The sequence below is a fragment of the Methylotenera sp. genome, from assembly GCF_029946165.1.
Lineage (GTDB): Bacteria > Pseudomonadota > Gammaproteobacteria > Burkholderiales > Methylophilaceae > Methylotenera.
In genome coordinates, this window is record NZ_JAQSDZ010000026.1 from 54,770 (window position 1) to 71,519 (window position 16,750).

Consider the following 16,750-nt stretch of genomic DNA (forward strand, 5'->3'; position numbering starts at 1 on the left):
TCAAAATTAAGATTTAAGCAGCAGATTTACAGGCGTTGTAGCCTTCAGATTCAGTCACATTTTTACTGCGATAATCAGAGATAGCGGCGCGAATAGCGTCCTCTGCCAGCACTGAGCAGTGAATTTTTACTGGGGGTAAAGCCAGCTCTTCGGCAATATGGGTGTTTTTAATATCTAAAGCTTGATCTAGTGTTTTGCCTTTTAACATTTCAGTCACCAATGAGGACGAGGCAATCGCAGAGCCGCAGCCATAAGTTTTAAACTTAGCATCTTCAATAAATCCAGCTTCATTCACTTTAATTTGCAATTTCATCACATCGCCACAAGCGGGCGCGCCGACCATGCCAGTACCAACATCTTGATCTTCTGCATCAAAAGCACCCACATTGCGTGGATTTTCGTAGTGATCTAAAACTTTGTCGCTATATGCCATTTTGTTCTCCTAATGATGTATTACGCTGCCACTGCTTCAGGGTCGCGATGTGACTCTGTGCCATGTACCCAGCTTACTGAGGCAATATCAATACCTGCCCTAAACATATCCCATAACGGTGATAGGTCGCGTAACTGCCCTACTTTGGTTTTAATAAGATCGATTGCGTAATCAACATCAGCCTCTGTGGTATAGCGACCAATTGAAAAGCGTATGGATGAATGTGCTAGCTCGTCTTCACGACCGATTGCACGAAGCACATAAGATGGCTCTAAGCTCGATGAAGTACAAGCAGAGCCACTAGAAACCGCGATGCCCTTAACCGCCATCATGAGAGACTCTCCTTCAACGTAGTTAAAACTGACGTTGAGGTTGTGTGGTACGCGTTGATCCAAATCACCATTTAGGTAAGCTTCTTCAATACCTGCAAGACCGGCCCAAAGCTTATCGCGCAAGATTCTGATACGAGCGTTTTCTTCTGCCATTTCAGCCTTAGCAATACTAAATGCCTCACCCATACCAACTATTTGATGTACCGGTAGCGTACCAGAGCGAAAGCCGCGCTCATGTCCACCGCCATGCATCTGTGCTTCAAGACGAATGCGCGGCTTGCGACAAACATACAATGCGCCAATACCTTTAGGACCATAAGTTTTATGAGCAGAAAAACTCATTAAATCAACGGGGAGTTTCTCAAGATCAATTTCAACTTTACCAGTAGCCTGTGCAGCGTCCACATGAAAAATAATGCCTTTTTCACGGCAGATATTACCGATGGTGACGATGTCTTGAATAACACCAATTTCATTATTCACTAACATGATAGAAACCACGATGGTATCGGGTTGAATGGCGGCTTTAAAAGCCTCTATATCTATAAGACCATTTTCTAATGGTGAAAGATAAGTGGCTGTAAACCCTTCACGTTCAAGCTCGCGAACGGTGTCTAACACGGCTTTGTGCTCAGTTTTAACAGTAATTAAATGCTTACCATTACCTGCATAAAAATGCGCAGCACCCTTAATGGCTAAGTTGTTTGATTCTGTCGCACCAGAAGTCCAAACAATCTCTTTAGGATCGCAGTTAACTAAAGCAGCTACTTGCTCACGCGCCAAATCGACGGCCGCCTCGGCATCCCAGCCATAAGCATGACTTCGAGATGCAGGGTTACCATAAATCTCAGTCAGGTATGGAATCATTTTATTCGCAACACGTACATCGACAGGTGTAGTGGCTGAATAATCAAGATAAATTGGCAAGTTGGACATGCGACACACCTCATTAAGAATACTAGTTAATTCTTAATAAGCAATCCTCATGCCAATGCATAAAATAACACTAACCTATTGATTTTAATTAAACTAATTAAATAGTTGAGAAAATTACAACTCCATCTTTGTCGTGATTGTCGGGTTACATACACGATGTAGGAAGATGCGGCAACCTGGGATTTTGTCAGAGAGAAGTTGCTAGAGGAATGGAGCCCTGAGAAAATCAGTGGTCAGATTGCCATCAGCCATGAAACGGTTTATCAGCGCATCTATGCTGACAAACGTGCTGGTGGGGGTTGCTCTGGAAAAGATTACGCTGCCAGAAGCAACGCAGGAAACGTGATGGCAAGTTAGACAGGCGCGGCATCATTCCCAATCGACTATCGATTGATGCTCGCCCTGAAATTGTAGAAACAAGAAGTCGTATTGGGGATTGGGAGGCAGATACTATATATTGGCAAGCACCATAAAATGGCAATCGTCAGCTCGGTTGAGCGCAAGACTGGATTGATCCAGAGAGTAACGCGTAAAACCGCAGACGAAGTAAGTGCTGCGATGGTAGCGTTGATGCGGCCACTCAAGGCGCATGTCACGACGATTACCAGTGACTATGGACGTGAGTTTGCAGGACATGCCACCGTTGCCACCCAATTGGCCACGAATTTTACTTTGCACACCCTTACGCTTCATGGGAACGTGGTACTGAGAAAACACCAATGGTTTGATTCGATAATATTTCCCGAAAGACCGGGATTTTAGAACAATTACAGATGAAGAAATTGACACTGCGATGAGAAGATTGAATCACAAGACCTAGAAAAAGGCATGGATTTAATTCTCCTCATCAGGTATTTTTAGAACTTACAGGCGTTGCACTTCAAAAGTGAATCCGCCTTATGTAATTTCACTGAGCTAACCTTAATACTAGGCACAAATTTCATATATATTTACTGCAAGAGTGCTAATTTCCTATTCAGTAGACATTAAAGCCTCTGACTTGCTGAATGGTAGGTTTGAATTAGTATCTAGAAATCTACAATCTAAATTAATTTTCTTATCTCAAGAATACCTGGCAGCTGCAGGGCGGGCAAAGCTTTATACGTGACCTTTTAATATTTTATTAGAACAAATTAACCTTATTTCTGCTGGGGCACCTAATCTTATTAGTGCGAGTTTGTGTTCCTCAAAATAGCCATAAACCCAGAATGAATGTTGGTCTATCAACGCTAGCTTAGACAAGTTATATCTTAAGATATCCAAAAATTAAAACTTACTTGCCTTGGGCTTGATGTAAATCAAATCCGAAATTATTTTTTTATTTACAGTGCGAACCTTAAATTTTTTAAGGTTATATTTTTGTTTGACGATTGAGTAGTAAGTGTATGTTTTGATAAATTATTAAATCGGCCATAGCTCAATGTTCTGGTACTAATAACTGAAAGCAACAAATGTAAATAAATTAGCCACTCTCTATGTCTAGCGATGCTAAATACAATAGAAAGACTTTATTTGTAAATAATAGGACATTTTGATTAACGTAAACCAACACAGGCTTATTCAAAGCCTCTTCCGTCCCGCCACTAACCTCATGGGGCGTTTAGACTTTAGTAAAAGATCTGCATTAATCGGATTTCTGCTGCTGTCTGCCATCTTTGTGGTGATTTATAATCTATACACAAGTCTTCAACATACCATTGTCACCTCAAAACTTGAGTTAGATGGCACATCAATGATTAAGCCGCTCTCCAGAACCTTACAACTTGTTCAACTGCATCGCGGGCTTTCCATAGCTACATTAACTGGCTCTGAAGTATTAAAAGAGCAGCGCATTACGATAGAAAAAGAAACCGTTGTAGCTTTCGATACTCTTCAGAAGTCACTGCCAGCCAAGATTACATCAAGTACTGAGTGGAAAAGTATCAACGATGACTGGATCATTATTCGTAAAGAGGGCTTAAATTGGAGTGTTAGAGACAATTTTGAAGCCCATACCAAGCTTGTCTATAAATTAATCACTATAGAGGGGGTGGTCGTTGATGAGTATGACTTATCAGCAGACCCTCAAATTGATACCTACCATTTAATCAACTCAATTAGTAGTGAGCTGCCACAAGCACTTGAACGCCTTGGGCAATTGCGGGCTTATGGTTCAGGTATTTTAAATAAAAAGCAAATATCTGAAGCGCAAAAAATCCAATTAAATGTGCTTGTCGGTGAATTTAAAAATGCGCTTTATAACTTCACCACCGGACTAGATAAGACAAATCACTTTAATTCCACTATACCTAACTCACGGTCTCTAAACTCAAACCATTTCTCCATGGCAGCACAATACACTATCAACAACATCAATTCAGAAGTTATTAGTAGTCAATTTGAAGTAACTCCAGAAGATTATTTCTTAAAATCAAAAGCCGCTATTGATGCGGGTTATGAGCAGATTTATCAAACATTAACACCTAAATTACAGCAACTACTAAAAACCAGAATTCAACAGGCTGAATTTACGCTTCGCTTAAGCACCAGCATTGCGTTACTACTATTTTTAATCGTGATTTACTTGACTATCGCCATTTATTTAGTCACGAAAAAAAGTATTTTGAGGCTGGTTGCGTCTGCTCATATTTTTGCTACAGGCGATTTGCAAGAACGCGTGAATCTCGACACACATGACGAATTGGTATTGGTAGGACACAGCTTTAACAAAATGGCGGACAGTATCCAGAAACTGCATGAAGAACAACGGTTGAATGAGATGCACTTGAAAGCTGTGATTGACAATACCCCTATATGCGTCAAAATTGTTGCAAGTAATGGCTCTCTATTAGAAATGAACCCTGCTGGTCTTGTCATGATAGGGGCTAAATCACCCACTGATGCCATTGGGAAAAGTGTCTATGATCTTATTTCACCCAAAGATCGAGACGCTTACCGAAAATTTAACGAACTTATCTGTACGAATAAGTCAGGTGCAATGCAGTTTGAGATTACTGCGTTAGATGGCAATAAGCGTGAAATGGAAACCTATTCGGCCCCGATACGCTTTAAATCTACCGGCGAGTTAGTTCAGTTGGCTGTTACTCAAGACATTTCTGAACGTAAACATGCTGAAGATAAAATGAAACTGGCTGCCAGCGTATTCGTCAACGCCCGTGAAGGAATTTTAATTACCGATGCTACAGGCCGCATCGTTGAAGTGAATGACACCTTCAGCTTAATCTCTGGCTACACTCGTGATGAAGTGCTAGGGGAAAACCCTCGCATTTTCCAATCAGGGCTCCAATCTCCAGAGTTTTATGACAAAATGTGGCAAGCAATTACCACTACAGGACAATGGATAGGCGAAATTTGGAATCGCCGTAAGAATGGCGAAGTCTATGCTGAAATCCTCACCATCAGTGCGGTGCACGATACTGCTGGTCAAGTGCAAAACTACGTTGCATTATTTACCGATATTACCGCCATAAAAGAACAACAAAGCAGGTTAGAGCGCATTGCCCATTACGACATCTTGACCAATCTGCCTAACCGAGTATTGCTGGCAGACCGCTTAGGCCAAGCCATGGTGCAGTGCCAACGCCACCAACAGTCATTAGTTGTCGCATTTCTGGATTTAGATGGCTTTAAAGCTGTGAACGATGCCCATGGCCATGATGTAGGAGATGAACTCCTCATTACGTTGTCACAACTGATGAAAGAGGCTATGCGTGAGGGTGATACCTTAGCTCGCATTGGCGGTGACGAGTTTGTTGCGATATTAGCGGGTTTAGCTAAAACTGAAGATTGTCAGCCTGTATTAAAACGGCTGCTAAAGGCAGCTGCTACCCCTGTTAACATAAGTGGGATAATATTGAGTGTTTCTGCCAGCATTGGTGTCACCATTTACCCTCAGGATGCGGCAGATGTTGATCAACTCATGCGTCACGCAGACCAAGCCATGTATACAGCTAAGCAAGCTGGAAAGAACCGTTATCACTTGTTTGATACCGCACAAAATGATGCGGTCAAGATTCAACAAGAAAGTATAGGTGATATTTGTTTTGCTTTGGATAGACATGAGTTTGTACTGCACTATCAACCTAAGGTAAATATGCGCACTGGTGAAGTGATCGGTGTTGAGGCACTGATACGCTGGCAACACCCCGTGCGCGGATTAGTCTCGCCTTTATCGTTCTTACCTCTGATAGAGGGCCATGTCGTGAGTCTAGACTTAGGTGAATGGATTATCGATACTGCACTGAAGCAAATCAGCCAATGGCAAAGCATGGGATCACATCTCCCAATAAGCGTAAACATTAGTGCATATCAATTACAACAAGATAACTTCGCCACTCGCTTAGCAGCTTTGTTAGCGGACCATCCTGAAGTTAACCCGCGTTGTTTAGAATTAGAGGTACTGGAAACCAGCGCGTTAAGTGACCTGATGCAAGCATCTGGCACCATGCAAGCTTGCTCTAACCTTGGTGTACGCTTTGCTTTAGATGACTTTGGTACAGGTTATTCATCACTCACATATCTCAGACGTCTGCCAGTGCACTTGATTAAAATCGACCAGAGCTTTGTACATGATATGCTGATTGACCCTAATGATTTAGCCATTGTTCAAGGCGTAGTAGGCTTAGCTAAATCATTCCAGCGTGAAGTGATCGCCGAGGGTGTAGAAACCATCGCTCATGGTGCAGCACTATTGCAATTGGGTTGTGACTTCGCTCAAGGGTATGGCATAGCTCGACCGATGCCTGCCAGTGATATTCCTGAATGGGTCGTTAATTGGCGACCTGATAGCTCCTGGCTGCCATAAAGTGTTATTAATGCTATCAAACTTAGTGTTTATCTAAAATATTGATCAGGGCAAGCAAAATACCCACATAGGACTATCGATATATAATTATCTATAATTGTTAAGGATAAACACTGCTGTTCTGAACAATTAAAGTTGTTAAATCGGCTATCTATAAAATCAAGCACATAAAAATACCCCACTATTGTTAATGTCGTTAAATTCTTTAACAAAGTTAAGATTTACACTAAATTTAAAATATTAATGTAATTAATTCAATATGTTACATTAAATTATTTACAATTATTCAGTTGACATCAGCAGTTTTTATTCGCTAACATGTATCTCAAATGAACACTTACCTAACAATAGCTAAACATCCTTCGCTTTATCTCAAGCGAATAGGATCTACTGGACGAATGCCTTCGCTTCGCTTCAAAGAACCTATTTCGTAATCAGCCGCCGTAATGCTTTGGCGGCTTTGAGGAGCTACCATGAGCACTATTCATTCTTTTACAATCGCAAATCACGAACATGTGGTTAATAGAGTCAACGAACTCCGTCATCGCGCTGATGACATAAAATCAAAAGTCGGTCACGTACTAAAGCATCTCTGGAATACCGAGAGGGAACTTGGTGCAATCAAAAATCTTAGCATCTTTGGCGACCTTAGAAAGCGCTTTCCAAACTTTACTGAGGCAATTGAGTTCTTTGAAGGCAACGCCATTGCGCTCAATCAATTGGATATGCCTTATGAGGCCAACCCAGTATTACTAATTGGTGATCCTGGTCTCGGTAAGACTCTATTTGTCAGTGAACTGGCAAAACTCATGGGGCTTCCATTCTTTGAGATTTCCATGAACACAGCTAGTGCAAGCTTCGCACTCACAGGTGGAAACCTCCAATGGGGTGATGCCTCAGTAGGCTTTATTGCAAAATCTCTGTCTGAGAGCTCAATTGCGAATCCCATCATCATGATTGATGAAATTGATAAGGGTAGTGGTAATTCAGGATTTAATCCAATGAATTCGTTCTATGGATTGCTTGAGCCACATTCTGCCAAGCGCTTCAAGGACGAGGCATTGGAAGTGGAAATCGATGCAAGTAAAATTATCTGGGTATTAACTGGCAATTATATTGGGAACATTCCAGAAGCAATTCTTTCGAGAATGAGGGTAATCAATATCAGCCAACCAACGAAGTCTGATATGCCGGATGTCATCAAAAGCATTTACACCAAAATTAGGACCGATAAAGTTTTCGGCAAAGTCATTAATCCTGACCTTGATGCGGAAGTAATAAACATTCTAACGGACTTGCCACCAAGGCAGATAAGGATGACTTTAGAGGCTGCTGTACTAAGAGCCATCATGGATCGACGCTCAATGATCCATGTAGCAGATATCAAATATGATAAAAAGGAAAAACGTCATGCTATCGGATTCTTTTGAACAAAACAAAGACCATGTTAAATTTAATGCATTTGAACACTTTAAAACTTTAGCGAAAGGAAAGAAGTTTGTTCTTTCAAATCATATCGATGTCAGCTATGGAGAAGGTTGGAAAGGCATGGTTGAAGTGCTTATAGAGGAACTAAAGGGTTACTCGATGCAGATTACGCGTGTGAATGACGCCTACGGCCAGTTGGAAGTAGACTTCAATCCTATAACAAAGACTCATGAAGTTAGCATATGGCGAGTCCTACATAATGCAAGAAAAACCTCTAGACGTATCTGCGTTGAATGCGGAGATTCACTAAACCAATTTAAACCTGAATTAGGATTTAAGAGTAAATGCCGAGCATGTGAAAAAACAGGTAAAGGGGGAACTGGAACTTGGTTGGATAAGTATTAAATGAAATTTTCACTAAAGGCCTGTGCATCTGAAAAATCTAACTTTTTCATGACGTATTTGGCTTTTAACTTCTCAAAATAGTTTATGTTATACCTCATAATCACTGTAACTTATTGATAAGTATAATAATTATTGAGATATATAAAAGACTTGGGTATTATGAAAAGTTCATTTCACAATATTTGAAGAGGGAAAGTCATGAATATTAAACAGCAATAAAAAAACGCGTATTTGACGATACGCGTTTTTTTTAATTACTTGGGTGGGACCCGTTTAGATCTTCAATAAATCTAATATTAGGCCTTTGGAAGAAGGCCGTCAATCCCCCCTCGTCTATTTTTTAATCGCAACCTGCTTGCCACGGGTTTGCTTGGCCTAAAAATATGGAATTATGATGAGAAAAACTAAAAGATTTACCCCTGATTTGCTCGACCGCTACGAAAGAATCGGAAGGGGATTAGGAATATTTGAGAACTATCTACCCTGGCACCGTGTTAGTCGAAGTGATCCATCAAGTATCGGTCGATCACATCTCCAGATGTGGAATGGCCGTCAAAGAGAATTTCTGTCTGACGGGGAATGGATTGGATTTCAATTTTGCACAATGCTGCAAAACCTAATAGACATAAGAGAACAATTCCCATTGCAGTATGAAAAAGGGATGCATGAGCTTTTCCCATATAACGTTCGCTATGGTGGCACCTTCCCAGGAACGCGCCAGATTGCAAGCGACTTAGGTATTAAACATCCACGGCTCAACGGAAATGGTCGCTCTGCGGCTTGGGTAATGACAACGGATTTGTTACTTACTTTATCCAGACCAGATGGAGGCTATTATCTTCTGGCTATTGCGCATAAACCAATCAACTCCCAAGAAAAGAAGCGTACTAAACAGCTGCTTGATATTGAAAGTGCTTACTGGAAGGCTCGTGGCGTTGAATGGCTTCTGATTACGCCTAATGAATATCTACCTGAGGTAGCTTTTACTTTAAGAAATTCCATTCCATGGGCGCTGGGCTTAGCAGCTAATAATGAGCACATCGTTACAGTCGCTGAAAACATACAACATTTTCATGGGCGTTCATTGACATCATGTTTGTGTGCTTTTGCTGAAGTTTTTGGCTCTATGGATCTTGCCCAACGTGCGTTTTGGCAATGTGTATGGTCTGGCAAGGTACTACTAGATCTGACGCGAGGATGGCGCCCTCATTTACCGATAACTCTGATAAGTGCTGAAGAGTTTTGGAAGTTCAATCCTATTGCAAGCAGGAGGACATCATGGAATTGATGCATAACCAAGTCATCACTATCTCAAAAAATTCTTACCTCGAAATACATCGGATTATTTTAGATTTACCTCTTTATAACCAAATAATATTGGTGCGCCTTGACACGCCTTCTGATAGCAAGCCAAAACACAGTGGTCGGCCTAAAACCAAACAACCCACAAATAATATAAAACCTATCAGGCTGTTCACAGGATTAATTTGGGCAAATCGTGAAGACTTGCTTTCTCTTCATGAATCAAAGTTATTACAGGCTGTTGATATTGAACCAGATGCCATATTTCTAAAACCAATCATAAATGACAAACAGCAGAAACTATTCGCCAATCGCTTAACTGCGATGCGAGGATTTCTGGATATAGATAATTTAAAGCACAGGATCCTACTCGACAATAACCTTGGTGGTCTGGTTAAACAAGGGGTGGAAGCCAGCGGATTTAGTACGACACAAATCTATAAATTATTTTCTGCACTTTGTCGCTATGGATTCACGGAATCAAGTCTTCGCCCAAGGTTTGATCGCTGCGGCTCACCAGGAATGTTAAGGCCATGTGATCCTGGTGGCAGAAAAAAACCTGGCGCCCGAACTGTGCGTGAAAAAATTGAGATTACAACCATGGGGGAATCAATCACAACCCAGCCAGGGGTCTCAACTGAATGGAAAAATATGATTCTGGCTGCAGATATTGGGATTAAAAATCCAAAACCTCTGATGCCGCAGCGCTGTAAACTTATTATAAATAGCGTATTTATGGCGAAGCTAAAAGATATCAACGGAAAGTTATTGCCTGTTCATCCTGAGCTTGGTGAGTACCCTAATAAACGGCAGATCCAGCGCGTGCTAAAGACGAACATTTCAACAATCGAACAACTCATACATAAAACAACCAAGCATCATTTTACAGCCAACATGCGTGGTCTGATTGGTAAAAACTGGGAGGGAGTTTCTGGTCCGGGCCATACCTGGGCCATAGATTCAACGATTGGTGACATTTACCTGAGGTCGTCAGTAAACCGAACTTGGATTGTTGGACGCCCAATTGTGTATATGATCGTAGATATATGGTCTACGGCAGTAGTTGGCTTCTATGTATGCCTCGCAGGTCCATCCTGGAATATGGCTAAGATTGCCTTATTTTGCGCTTCAGCAGATCCAAACTTAATAGCAGAAATGTATGGCTACAAACCAATGTTTACCCTGGAGCCACAACCAACAATGGCTGCGGTTCTGATGTGTGACCGTGGAGAGTATCTTTCTTTGGGTGCCAGCTACACTGGTGCCAGATTAATTTCAACCATGAGTTACGCCCCACCGTATCGTGGTGACTTGAAAGGGTTAGTTGAGGTTTTGCATCGCATTGAGAAAGACCAACAATTCCAATTTGTGCCAGGTGCAATCGATGCACGGCGAAAGGAATATGAGCTAAGAAATTTTGACCGCACGGAAGCTGGGCTAACCGTACGTGAATATACTCACTACCTACATGCTGTTTTTTCTGAATACAACCTAACTGCGAACCGTGATCATCGACTTGATCCCCATATGCGTGCAGCAGATGTTAATCCAACACCAGCAGGTCTTTGGAACTGGGGTCACAGTGTTGGAATTGGTTTTCAAAAGCTAATGCCTCAATCTGAATTAATCACATCTTTACTGCCAACTGCCAATACAAGTGTGACTAGGAATGGCATTATGCTGGGCGGAAAACATTACGTCACTAATACGGCTAAGGATCGAGACTGGGCTGTGGTGGCCAGAAATCTTGGTGGATGGAAAATTCAAGGTCATTATTTTCCTGGCTCAGTATCAAAAATATGGACACCGAATGGAGGCGGCAAAGGCATGCTTGAAATGCAGCTGTCAGACCATTCAACGGCCTCTTCAGAGCTATCATTCGATGAGCACGCTGATGCTTTAGCCTATTCAAAATTAAAAAAACAGCAGCAAGCTCATGATAAATCAGTCCAGGAAATTAAATTTCACGCAAAAAAAGATGAAATAGTTCAGCAAGGTAAAAGGCGCACGGCTGAGGCTCTTGATCAGCACCAGATCCCCCAACCGCCGATAAAACACACCAGAGCGCTTGAGCACGAAATCACAACTTCACAACCTTCAAATAGGTCATTAAAATCAAATTCATCAGAACAAGTCGATCAGGATGAAGCTGAAGATTTCACCAAAATTATGAAAAATATTCTGGATGAACATAACCTTGTGGATGACTCTAATGAATAAAAATGACCCGTTTGAGCCTTATCAGGGGAATTTACTGATCGAGCATTTAGGACCAATCCCATCGGTTTTGCAGGGGGCAAAAATACTCACTCACTTGCCAAATATACCTAAAAATATTGCCGAGATTCCATATGAGATTAGATTGCATCATCTTTTAAGGCTTAAGGATCTTCATATTGCGTCTGGTGAAGGCATTAAGCTGCTCGATACTGTCGATTTGATGATTCGTAAAAGCTATAGCTACCGATCACCATCGGAGTCACAAACCTGGGGAATAGTCACTGGCAACACAGTCATTAGCCATCGTGCCCCAAGTCCACCAGCGATTGCGGCAGCAGTTGTAGGACATGCTGGTGTGGGTAAAACAGAAGCTATCCAGCGCGCGCTTTCATACTACCCTCAAGTCATTCAGCACCAAAAATTCCCACGAATCATTGGGCCTCACCACCAAGTGGTCTGGATCTCAGCTGAGGTTCCAGCCAATGGAAAATTAGATCAGCTTGCAGTTAACCTCATGACCGCATGGGATGAGGCTGTGAAAAATGCAATACCTGAATATCAAGATAGATTCGCTGAAGCACTGGCATCTTCTAAACGTGATGGAATGCGAATGTTTGAAGAATGGCGACAAGTGGCGTTAAGCCACTTCTTAGGCATATTTCATCTTGATGAGATTCAGAATTTTTTTCGTTTACCAACGTTGGAAGATCGACGCAAGCGGAAAAACAATCAGAATCTTGATCTCAGCATAGTCGAAGATAAGTGTTTAAAGGCAATTCTAACATTTATAAATACCTACCAAATGGCTTTCCTTTGCTCTGGCACACCAGATGGAATGAATGCATTATCAAAAAGATTCAGCACTCTCCAGCGATTAACCAGCTTTGGATACCATCACCTGCGCAGGTTTGAAAGCATCAATGATGTAGAGTTTAGAGACACATTCCTCCCTCAGCTAGTCAGATACCAGCTTGTCGAAAAGAAACTTCCGCTATCAATCGAGCTCGCTGAGCTTCTGCTTGAGTTGACAGGAGGTGTAAAAAGGTTATTAATTGTTATTTGGATAGCAGCTCATAGAGTTGCTTTCAGACGAGGTAAAGATGATCTGTTGCTTGACGACTTTAGAGTCGCTGCTAGAACCTACCTCCAGCCAGTGTCTGATGCAGTAAATGCTATAAATTCAGGCCGGCCTGACCTAATGGCAAAATACGACGACATGATGAATGCTGCTGAAAGTTTTTTAGAAGACTTTTCGACAATTTAAGCATAATCATATGAAGCTGTTTCACTTTCCAAAGATGTGCTTGCAGAGCCTGTATTGATGGCACAAATATGTTTAACAACCCCATCAGTTGGAAGTTGGTTGATTTCGGCCTTGTTGAATGATCGCAATGCCTCAGCCAGCTTCCCGCTTGATGATCGTAAAAGCTCCTCCAACTTTAAAGAATCAACGCTGTTTTTACTGCAGACCTCTGCAAAACTCATTCCCTCCTGAAAATCCATAAATGCTTGTAATTCACTTCCTTTAAATCCCATGAGTGAAGGAAGTCCATTTTTTTTCATCATGTTTCTTACATGTCTAGCACCCACACCCAAATCTTTAGCAATAGATTCAGGATTTCCACGGTGTTTGATAAATTTTTCTGTTAGCTGTTTTCCCTGCCAAAATCCATCTTTCAGTTTTAATGTTTTTTTAATTGCTCTTGATTTTGATTCAATACATTCATAAGACGCATTCAAAGCTTCGTCTGCATTGTCAAACATAAGGCTAAGCGCCAATGCATAGGCTGAGCTTCGAAATGATCTTTCTTGTTGGACTAATGCCCCATCTAAATTCGGGAGGCGTTGGTTCGGTCTTTTCTTATCAATATTTGGAAAAATCGTCTTAAGCCACCACTTCGGACAAACTTGAAGCGCCAAGTCACTCAACAGTGGTTTGTTTCCATTATTTGACCATCTCACACCTAAAAATCTTGCACGTCCTTGCAACACACTCACAATATTCAACACGGGGATAGGCCGCTCCGCCATTGACCATGATTCAACGATGGTGAAATAACGATTAATAACTGCATTTTTAAAATCGTCACTTTCCATCATATCGTGATTTATGCTTCCTATTGGCCGCAAGCTATCTATGCTTAGGTGAACCGATCTGGGAGATTCTGACAACAGAATAAAATGTTTGCTGCAAAAACTCACACCGGTTAATTGGTGCTCCCTTCTGAAATATGCATATCCCCAGTAATCAATGTCTTCAGCCACACAGCACTCACAAACTTTTAGAGATTCATTATTTTTCTGCGACAGGCCAATACTATGACAAACAACAGGTCTCAATTCGCTAGTGTCTCCGTGCGACAATTCAGGCAAATAACTTGCAATGGCTCTAGCGAATGGAAGTAACGTATGCAACCTACAAAATTGTTGCAAAGAGATACCCAGCGCTCCAGAAAGCAAGAGAGCCAAAGGCAATTGACCCTCACCAGATGTACCAAATCGATTTTGTAACGCCTTAATTGCATTTTTATCTGTCTTGTATCCATTAATATCGCGGAATCTATACAAGTATCCCAGTGCCAATTCCCCTGGCATTATTTCAGGAATAATCATCTGGCATCCTCCTGATAATCATTTTTACTTTGAGCTATGTGAGATGTCTTCTCAAAAGCGCTCAAGCTTCTGATAACTTCAGCGATGGCGTGCGCATGGCCAGAAGATCCATCCCAAACACTCGCAATTGCATCGGTTATCTCTGAGTTTTCCAAGACTGATGACGGCGTAATTTCATGCATATTATTTATATATATGCATATTTCATCCACGAGCCTTGTATGCCTTTTACTTACTCCTGATAAAACTCGACTAACTTGAGACTGACTAACGCTTAGCGCCGCTGCTATCTGAGACTGCGATATGCCATTTGCGCGCGCACGTTTTGCAGCTTGTATGGCCAACACATTAAATTCTAGATTGTTCATACCAGTATTATGCATATATGCATAATATATGCAATAAATATTCACTGGAATAATAACTTCTTGAGGAAATTCTGGGACATGCTAAAAATTACTCAAAGTTATCTGGAATAAATTAGAATAAAGAATGGCCATCCATATCCTGCCCAGTTTACTGCCTGACGAAACCATCTACGGTTTGGCCGCGCATATTGGACAGATCAATGGATATAGAAGCGATCAAGAAACATGCGAGAAATTGTTTGGAAAAAGCAAACAACCGCGCGTTGCTGATATTGCGGTTAATTTTGCTCATTTCTCGCGAGCAACAGGAGATGCCTATGGTGACGTGGATCAATTAGTTAGATCAACGACAAGCCTGCCCCTATTTGCAAGACTTGGGCTCTATGACGATTCAAACTACAAACAACTAGGCATGAAAGAGCGACTGGGCCTTGCGAGCCTTTCGAATGGTTTTCCGCATCTATGGCGATGGTGTGATTGTTGTGTCGAAGAAGATGTAAATTTATATGGCGCGCCCTACTGGCATCGAAGACAACAGTTGCCGGGGGTGTTTGTTTGTACCCGGCATAAAATTGCATTAACAGAAATAACGGTTCCTTTCAGAATGCGGCAGCAATATTTTATGCACCCTAACTCTTTACCCAAGGCAGTGCAGACCAGGCAGACATTTCCAAGCGGCATCGATTTAGAGATGGCATTTAATCTGGCCTGCTTTGTGGAGCATGCATCTGAGTGTGAATTTGAGAATGCTGACAACAGTATTCCTTCTGAAGTTATTAATGATCAACTAGCCACCATGGGATTTTTAACAAAAAATGGAAAGCTAAGAAAACCAGTTTTCATCCAAGCGCTCCATAGTTTCTTAGAAAACTTTGCTTGCATTGAAGAAGTAGCTTTATTGATTAGCAACCGCAATCAAAAGTTATTTACTGAGAAGACATACAATTCAAGCTCCCCTTCAGTCGCTTTGCGAAGAATACTGATCATATTTTGGTTGTTTGGGGAATGGGATTTATTCTCGGAATATTGTTCATGGCGGAATGTATTCAAAAATAGTAAAAACACTGATGACAAGCTAGAGAAAATATCTCCCCCTGACAATCTAAAGGTAGATGATTACTACAATATTTGCATCGAATTTTTGCAACAAAATCCTAATGCCACTCGCTCGGATTTTTCGAGGGCTAATCCAAAATCATACAAATGGCTCACAAGAAAAGATAAAGCTTGGATGGGGCTCATTTTCAATGTCACATCACGACGCAATGGTGGTCAATTAGATATGTTCAATGCTTTGCTCATAGTAAACCAGACACTTAGCACCAGCTAAAAGCCCATCTGAATACGGCGGAGTGTCTGCTTTTAAAGCGGCCTCCGAGTTGGGGTCGCTTTTATGTACAGATTTTATCAATTAATAGCCACGTGGTAGCCAGTAAAAACATTAAAGTTTCAATTTCAAAATTCTAGCTTGAGCATAATTATGCTCAAGCTAGAAAATAGGCTATGTGAAAAATCATCTTTATTTTCACTATTATCTAAACTAATATTAACCTACTCAACCATCGCCAACAGGCAGCTTTTGTTGTTACAATGAAATGAATATTTTTGCAACAAAGTATCTATCCTGATAAAAAAAAATCTTAAATATGGCACCATCTGAATTAAACGAAATAAAAAGAATTTATCAGAGTTATGGATTTTCATTTGCAAAACAATACGACAACGATGATGTATTAGTATTTACGCTAAAAACTGGATATTTCGACAATGCAGATATAGTGGCCCTAACTGATAGCGCATCAACAGATAGAGCTTTTGCTGATTACTCCGAAATAGGTTTTGCATGTTAAATTAGAAAGTTTGTTACGCCTCAGCTTGCACAAACCGAACTTTTCAAAGGCTTCTTTTC

The 16,750-nt window shown here is 41.2% G+C and carries 14 protein-coding genes; 9 read left to right on the forward strand and 5 right to left on the reverse strand.

The window, feature by feature from the left end; translation table 11 throughout:
• Positions 1-13: 13 nt before the first annotated feature.
• The gene (gene iscU / locus PSV17_RS13580) at positions 14-433 is read right to left on the reverse strand and encodes a Fe-S cluster assembly scaffold IscU (RefSeq protein ID WP_300483607.1); all 420 of its coding nucleotides are present in this window, start codon (positions 431-433) and stop codon (positions 14-16) included.
• A gap of 20 nt (positions 434-453) precedes the next feature.
• Positions 454-1,701, reverse strand: coding sequence for an IscS subfamily cysteine desulfurase (locus PSV17_RS13585; protein WP_300483610.1), 1,248 nt, complete (start codon positions 1,699-1,701; stop codon positions 454-456).
• A 198-nt stretch (positions 1,702-1,899) separates the two neighbouring features.
• On the opposite strand from PSV17_RS13585, the gene PSV17_RS13590 reads away from it, so the two are divergent.
• Positions 1,900-2,058 (forward strand): hypothetical protein, encoded by a 159-nt coding sequence (locus tag PSV17_RS13590; protein ID WP_300483612.1) that lies wholly within the window; start codon positions 1,900-1,902, stop codon positions 2,056-2,058.
• A 93-nt stretch (positions 2,059-2,151) separates the two neighbouring features.
• Here PSV17_RS13590 and PSV17_RS13595 read toward each other — a convergent pair whose 3' ends face one another.
• Positions 2,152-2,379: a hypothetical protein gene (locus PSV17_RS13595; RefSeq protein WP_300483615.1), complete on the reverse strand. Its 228-nt coding sequence runs from the start codon at positions 2,377-2,379 to the stop codon at positions 2,152-2,154.
• 853 nt (positions 2,380-3,232) lie between these two features.
• Here PSV17_RS13595 and PSV17_RS13600 point away from each other — a divergent pair.
• The 6 genes from PSV17_RS13600 (at position 3,233) to PSV17_RS13625 (ending at position 13,124) form a co-directional block, all read left to right on the forward strand.
• The gene (locus PSV17_RS13600; protein ID WP_300483617.1) at positions 3,233-6,505 is read left to right on the forward strand and encodes an EAL domain-containing protein; all 3,273 of its coding nucleotides are present in this window, start codon (positions 3,233-3,235) and stop codon (positions 6,503-6,505) included.
• A 473-nt stretch (positions 6,506-6,978) separates the two neighbouring features.
• The gene (locus PSV17_RS13605) at positions 6,979-7,935 is read left to right on the forward strand and encodes an AAA family ATPase (protein WP_300483619.1); all 957 of its coding nucleotides are present in this window, start codon (positions 6,979-6,981) and stop codon (positions 7,933-7,935) included.
• A complete protein-coding gene (locus PSV17_RS13610) occupies positions 7,916-8,338 on the forward strand; it encodes a hypothetical protein (RefSeq protein ID WP_300483622.1) in 423 nt (140 codons plus the stop codon). Before PSV17_RS13605 ends, PSV17_RS13610 begins: the two co-directional genes overlap by 20 nt.
• A gap of 604 nt (positions 8,339-8,942) precedes the next feature.
• Positions 8,943-9,626 carry a TnsA endonuclease N-terminal domain-containing protein gene (locus PSV17_RS13615; RefSeq protein WP_300483712.1) on the forward strand — a complete coding sequence of 228 codons (684 nt, stop codon included), beginning with the start codon at positions 8,943-8,945 and terminating at the stop codon, positions 9,624-9,626.
• Positions 9,617-11,860, forward strand: a complete 2,244-nt coding sequence (locus PSV17_RS13620; RefSeq protein ID WP_300483624.1) for a transposase — start codon at positions 9,617-9,619, stop codon at positions 11,858-11,860. Before PSV17_RS13615 ends, PSV17_RS13620 begins: the two co-directional genes overlap by 10 nt.
• Entirely contained in the window at positions 11,844-13,124 is a 1,281-nt protein-coding gene (locus PSV17_RS13625; RefSeq protein WP_300483715.1) for an AAA family ATPase, read from the forward strand. Before PSV17_RS13620 ends, PSV17_RS13625 begins: the two co-directional genes overlap by 17 nt.
• Here the strand turns inward: PSV17_RS13625 and PSV17_RS13630 are convergent.
• Both PSV17_RS13630 and PSV17_RS13635 read right to left on the reverse strand, forming a co-directional pair.
• Positions 13,121-14,473 carry a TniQ family protein gene (locus tag PSV17_RS13630; RefSeq protein WP_300483627.1) on the reverse strand — a complete coding sequence of 451 codons (1,353 nt, stop codon included), beginning with the start codon at positions 14,471-14,473 and terminating at the stop codon, positions 13,121-13,123. The two genes, PSV17_RS13625 and PSV17_RS13630, sit on opposite strands and share 4 nt — an antisense overlap.
• Positions 14,470-14,841: a helix-turn-helix transcriptional regulator gene (locus PSV17_RS13635; protein ID WP_300483630.1), complete on the reverse strand. Its 372-nt coding sequence runs from the start codon at positions 14,839-14,841 to the stop codon at positions 14,470-14,472. Before PSV17_RS13635 ends, PSV17_RS13630 begins: the two co-directional genes overlap by 4 nt.
• A 124-nt stretch (positions 14,842-14,965) precedes the next feature.
• Between PSV17_RS13635 and PSV17_RS13640 the strand changes: the two genes are divergently transcribed.
• Together PSV17_RS13640 and PSV17_RS13645 are read left to right on the forward strand one after the other, a co-directional pair.
• Positions 14,966-16,171: a TniQ family protein gene (locus tag PSV17_RS13640; protein WP_300483633.1), complete on the forward strand. Its 1,206-nt coding sequence runs from the start codon at positions 14,966-14,968 to the stop codon at positions 16,169-16,171.
• Positions 16,172-16,487: 316 nt separating this feature from the next.
• Complete coding sequence (locus PSV17_RS13645; RefSeq protein WP_300483635.1) at positions 16,488-16,691, forward strand: hypothetical protein; 204 nt, start codon at positions 16,488-16,490, stop codon at positions 16,689-16,691.
• The last annotated feature ends 59 nt before the right edge of the window (positions 16,692-16,750 follow it).

Bases quoted from the DNA above. Each gene is read 5' to 3' on its own strand.
- PSV17_RS13635 (WP_300483630.1), bottom strand. From the start codon at position 14,841: ATGAACAATCTAGAATTTAATGTGTTGGCCATACAAGCTGCAAAACGT.
- iscU (WP_300483607.1), bottom strand. From the start codon at position 433: ATGGCATATAGCGACAAAGTTTTAGATCACTACGAAAATCCACGCAAT.
- PSV17_RS13640 (WP_300483633.1), top strand. From the start codon at position 14,966: ATGGCCATCCATATCCTGCCCAGTTTACTGCCTGACGAAACCATCTAC.
- PSV17_RS13615 (WP_300483712.1), top strand. From the start codon at position 8,943: ATGCTGCAAAACCTAATAGACATAAGAGAACAATTCCCATTGCAGTAT.
- PSV17_RS13605 (WP_300483619.1), top strand. From the start codon at position 6,979: ATGAGCACTATTCATTCTTTTACAATCGCAAATCACGAACATGTGGTT.
- PSV17_RS13625 (WP_300483715.1), top strand. From the start codon at position 11,844: ATGACTCTAATGAATAAAAATGACCCGTTTGAGCCTTATCAGGGGAAT.
- PSV17_RS13630 (WP_300483627.1), bottom strand. From the start codon at position 14,473: ATGATTATTCCTGAAATAATGCCAGGGGAATTGGCACTGGGATACTTG.
- PSV17_RS13620 (WP_300483624.1), top strand. From the start codon at position 9,617: ATGGAATTGATGCATAACCAAGTCATCACTATCTCAAAAAATTCTTAC.
- PSV17_RS13645 (WP_300483635.1), top strand. From the start codon at position 16,488: ATGGCACCATCTGAATTAAACGAAATAAAAAGAATTTATCAGAGTTAT.
- PSV17_RS13585 (WP_300483610.1), bottom strand. From the start codon at position 1,701: ATGTCCAACTTGCCAATTTATCTTGATTATTCAGCCACTACACCTGTC.
- PSV17_RS13610 (WP_300483622.1), top strand. From the start codon at position 7,916: ATGCTATCGGATTCTTTTGAACAAAACAAAGACCATGTTAAATTTAAT.